General features: G+C 63.0%; 4 protein-coding genes and 1 pseudogene. All 5 read left to right on the forward strand.

What is annotated here, in order from left to right:
* The coding region (locus tag OR16_RS45030) for a toxin glutamine deamidase domain-containing protein (RefSeq protein ID WP_006164319.1) at positions 1 to 1,266 on the forward strand (1,266 nt) is incomplete at its 5' end.
* 68 nt (positions 1,267 to 1,334) lie between these two features.
* On the forward strand, positions 1,335 to 1,559 hold the full coding sequence (locus OR16_RS48605; protein ID WP_423739712.1) for a YrhB domain-containing protein: 225 nt from the start codon (positions 1,335 to 1,337) through the stop codon (positions 1,557 to 1,559).
* Positions 1,560 to 2,142: 583 nt separating this feature from the next.
* Entirely contained in the window at positions 2,143 to 2,451 is a 309-nt protein-coding gene (locus OR16_RS43865) for a hypothetical protein (protein WP_141639971.1), read from the forward strand.
* A complete protein-coding gene (locus tag OR16_RS37390; protein WP_006164323.1) occupies positions 2,448 to 2,945 on the forward strand; it encodes a hypothetical protein in 498 nt (165 codons plus the stop codon). Before OR16_RS43865 ends, OR16_RS37390 begins: the two co-directional genes overlap by 4 nt.
* Positions 2,946 to 3,174: 229 nt before the next feature.
* Positions 3,175 to 4,139, forward strand: a pseudogene (locus OR16_RS37395) (hemagglutinin); the annotation flags it as partial.

The following is a 4,139-nucleotide window of genomic DNA, read 5'->3' on the forward strand; positions in this document are numbered from 1 at the left end:
GGCGCGATCACGGCCGGCTTGACGAAGGGCATCACCTTTGATGGCAGCAGCTTCGGGGTGAGTGAATGGGGGAAGTCGCTGGAGGGAACGAATACCCTGGCAAACCTCGCGGGCACGAACAGCGCCGGTGGCGTGTTGCAGGCAGCCAAGGATGGCGCGACCGGCACGCTGGCACAGCAGGCCGTGGGCTTCGTTGGAACGGGCTTGATCAATGCCGGTGTCAGCACGGTGTTCAACGGGGGGAGCTTTGGGAATGCGTTCAAGGGCAGTCTGGTGGCGCAGGCGGCGGCGTTGGGTGCCAATAGCATCGGCGCTAACACCGATCCAGGTTCCTTCGAGAATATCGCCAGCCATGCGGCGCTTGGCTGTGTCGCGGGTGCGGCCGGCAGCGGTGACTGTGCGTCAGGTGCCATTGGCGGGGCAACGTCTGCGTTGGTGGCCAACTCCATCGCTGGCTTCGTGACCGATGGGCAGGGTAATCCGAGTCAGGCACAACTGGCGGCGATCACGGCGCTGTCGATGCTGGCTGGCGGCGGCGTTGCCGCGGCGCTGGGTCAAAACGCGGCGACAGCGGCGAATGCGGCGCAAAACGAAGTACTGAACAACACTTGCGCGCCTGGGCACGACTGCGGAACATTGAAAAGCGCGGCAAAGGATACCGGTAAGGCTGCGGTCAATACGGTGCTGGGACTGATCGAAGCTGTGCCGAATGCGTTCAGCGGCGCACTACCTGGCTATCCGGACTACGTATCGTTCATGGGCGGGGCAAGGCTGGCTTATGATAATCCAGACTTCGGGCAGACATTGGAATTCCTGGCGGCGCTGGGGATAGCCAAGGCCAGCGGCACGGGGACCACAAGCACAGCGGATGAGACGGCTGGCTCAATCCGAAACGTCAATCCCGGTTTCCCGCAGAGTGGACGTACGCAGAACTGCGTAAACTGTTCAATTGCAACTGATGCCACCCTTGCAGGAAATCCTGCCTCGGCATTGCCGTCTGCTGGTCCGCAACCAATTACAGTACTGGAACGGCAATTTGGGGGGCGCTTCGGGCCGGCTACAACGGCTGATGGCATTACAGGGCAGCTTACTATGGCGGGTGATGGATCTCGCGGGATTGTGTTCGGATCGAGAGGGCCAGGTGAAACAGGTCATGTGTTCAACGTGGTCAATCAGAACGGTACGGTGCGCTTTCTCGATGGCCAGACCGGGAAGCCGGCGAACTTGGGCGGATACACAAATCTCCACTTATTAAAGACAAATTGATGATTGATCTACGGCAAGCCGAGCACGTCGCAGCCGACTATCTAGCCAACCTGGGACGCGAAATAGATATGCCTTTGCAAGTGGTCAGGAGGCATGATCTTCCATACGGGTGGCTATTCTTCTACAACTCACAGGCCTATCTACAAAATGGGGAGATCGGTGCAATGTTGGCCGGAAATGCCCCATTCGTTGTTGATGCCATCGATGGCTCCTTGCATGTTCTCGGTACGGCATTGCCTGTCGATGTCTACCTGCGAGAGTATGAAACCAAACGAGGTTACGCCAAAGGATGACCTGCGAACCCGGCTCCGGCTGGGTTCGTCGTCTCCGCGGCGCCTACAACCCGCTGTGGGGGATGCCTCGATCCACAAGGCTTGCCTGTGGATGCTGTACAGGCGTGCGAACCGGGCAACGTGGCGCCAGACCTCTGCCGCCGGCATGCCACGGCGCCGGGCGGTCTGCGCCACCGCCATGACCACGAGGCAGATGGGCGCTTCGTCCAGCAAACGCGCCACATGGGCTTCGAAGCCGGGCGGGGCCTGCCCGGTCGCTAGCGTGTGCTCCAGCATGGCTTCGGTCAGGTCGCCGCGGTAGCTCACGCTGGCGGTTTGGGCCGCCATCCCTAGCCAAGGCTTCGGGCGCTGGCGTTGCACCGGGGCCATCTACGCTGGATTGTGTCGGAGCGAATGGGGCTCAATGGCGATGAGGATCAAGGAAGCACCCGACGGGACGAACATCTCGATCAGGTTGATGCAGTAGCGAACCGGCCCAGACGGCAGCATGAGTCGCCGCAGAGGTCCGTCAATGGAGCCGTCGTGCGGGCGCTAGCACGCCGATCGGCGATGGTCTATAGGCCCGGATGGAGCCACCACGCGCGTGCATTACAACGCGGATGGCACGCAGATCACAGTCACGAGCTACACCAGCCCGAACTACACCTCGATGGTGGCGGCACTGTCGATGCTGGGTGGAGCCGGCGCGGCTGCACAAGAGCTACGCCGGCTAGGCACGTCTTATGCCGGTGGCTGCAATCCCAGTGGCGCCTATGGCTACCGCCGGAGCGCGGCGGACGAGGCCGTGCTCGGGGCACTGGACGGTTCACCGGGAAGAAATAGATGGCGCGACGACGGTATCGTGCAGAAATCGAACGGGATCATTAGTCCGGGAGCAATACAGTTCAAATGAGAAAGATTGGATTCCACGGGGGCTGCCGGATTTGTGAGCTTGGCCCTGTATCTGATGTGGCGCTCTTCTTCGAGTGCCTGAAAACTAACGCAGAATACGACTGCCCCGCGCAGGATTGGAGTCTGCTGACGGACCGCCTGTATCGCCGCTACCTTCGACTGGAGGAACTGGCCGCCGCATCGGCGCTGATGGGGCAGGTGAGACTGATATTTGCTGGGCTTCCTGCTTCGGCCGTCGAATGGGATCCCAGTATGGTGGGGAATGCGGAAAAGACCTGGCTGGATCCAAGCCTGCCGACGTTGGCTGACGTGTTCAGGAAGTACTTTGAGCACTTTGCAGATGTGCGAAGCTCGGCGGAATCCTTTTTGAAGGACTTCAACATTTACCAGCCAGTTCGAGTCGTGATATCTGATCTGCCCGGCTTCGCGCGTGATAAGAACAAGCCACTAGCGGAGTACGACGCTCTGGAAGGTAAGCCATTCTGGCTCCAGTGAGAGCGCGATAGCTGGATGGGTTCGCGCCCGTAAGTTCCCAACCAGCGAGGAGCGAGACGAACCCGGCCAAGACGCCGCGTTCGTCGTTTCTGGATGTGGAGTCAATCTCACCGGCATCGGCATCGGCATCGGCATCGGCATCGGCATCGGCATCGGCATCGGCACCGGCACCGGCACCGGCACCGGCGACCTGGTCGCAGCGGGCAAGGTCGCCATCAAGACGCCGGGCATGTTCACCAACAAGGGCGTCCACGACAGCAAGATCACCACCACGCCCGGCTGCGTGGCAGGCGCGCCGGACTGCCCGGACGACAGCAATCCCCGCGTGGAATCCCTCGCCTGGCAACAGACCCCCAGCACCGTCGCCGCCGGCCAGACGCTGACGATCACCGCATCCAACATCCAGAACCTGAACGCGACGCTGGCCGCGCAGGGCGATGTCAGCCTGAACGCCACCAGCAGCGTCACCAACCGCTCAGGCGCCATCCAGTCATTGACGGGCGACGTCTCGATTACCGCGCCGACGCTGGTCAACACCACCATGGATACAGCGCGGCTGCACAAGAGCTACGGCGGCCAGAACCCGCCCTATGCCGGCGGCTGCAATCCCGGTGGCACCTATGGCAACAGCCAGTGCGCGGCGGATGAGGATGCTGCCGCAGGCCCAGCCGGCATCATCTCGGCCGCGCGCGACGCCAAGCTGTCCGGCACGAACCTCACCAACAAGGGCGCGCTCATCACCGGAGGGCGCAACGTGACGGTCGGCATGGCCGGCACCATCGACAACAGCAGCATCCCGCTCAACGCCGACTGGGTGGGACGCTGGCAGGAAGACCGCAGCGGCGGCGACCGCTGGCACGACACCGGCGGGCGCGCCACGCTCGGCAGCCTGGAGTCCGGTATCCAGGCCAGCAACGCGCTGTCGGTAACGGCCGGCGGCCAGGTGCTCAACACCGGCAACCTGATGGGCAGCGCGGTCGATGTCACCGGCGCCGCCCTGGTGAACGGCTACACCAGCCCGACGCAACCCACGCCGCCCGCAACCGGCCCGCAGCAAGTCATCTCGCTAGGCCCCGTGGCAACGCCCGGCGGCGCGGTGCCGGCGGCCACGCCGGTGGACAACCCGACCACCCCCTGGCAGTTCAACCCGGTCATCGTGGCCACGCCTGCTGCGCCCACCACCGGCAGCAGCCA

Origin of the sequence: Cupriavidus basilensis OR16 (assembly GCF_000243095.1) — a bacterium.
Classification (GTDB): Bacteria; Pseudomonadota; Gammaproteobacteria; order Burkholderiales; family Burkholderiaceae; genus Cupriavidus; species Cupriavidus basilensis_D.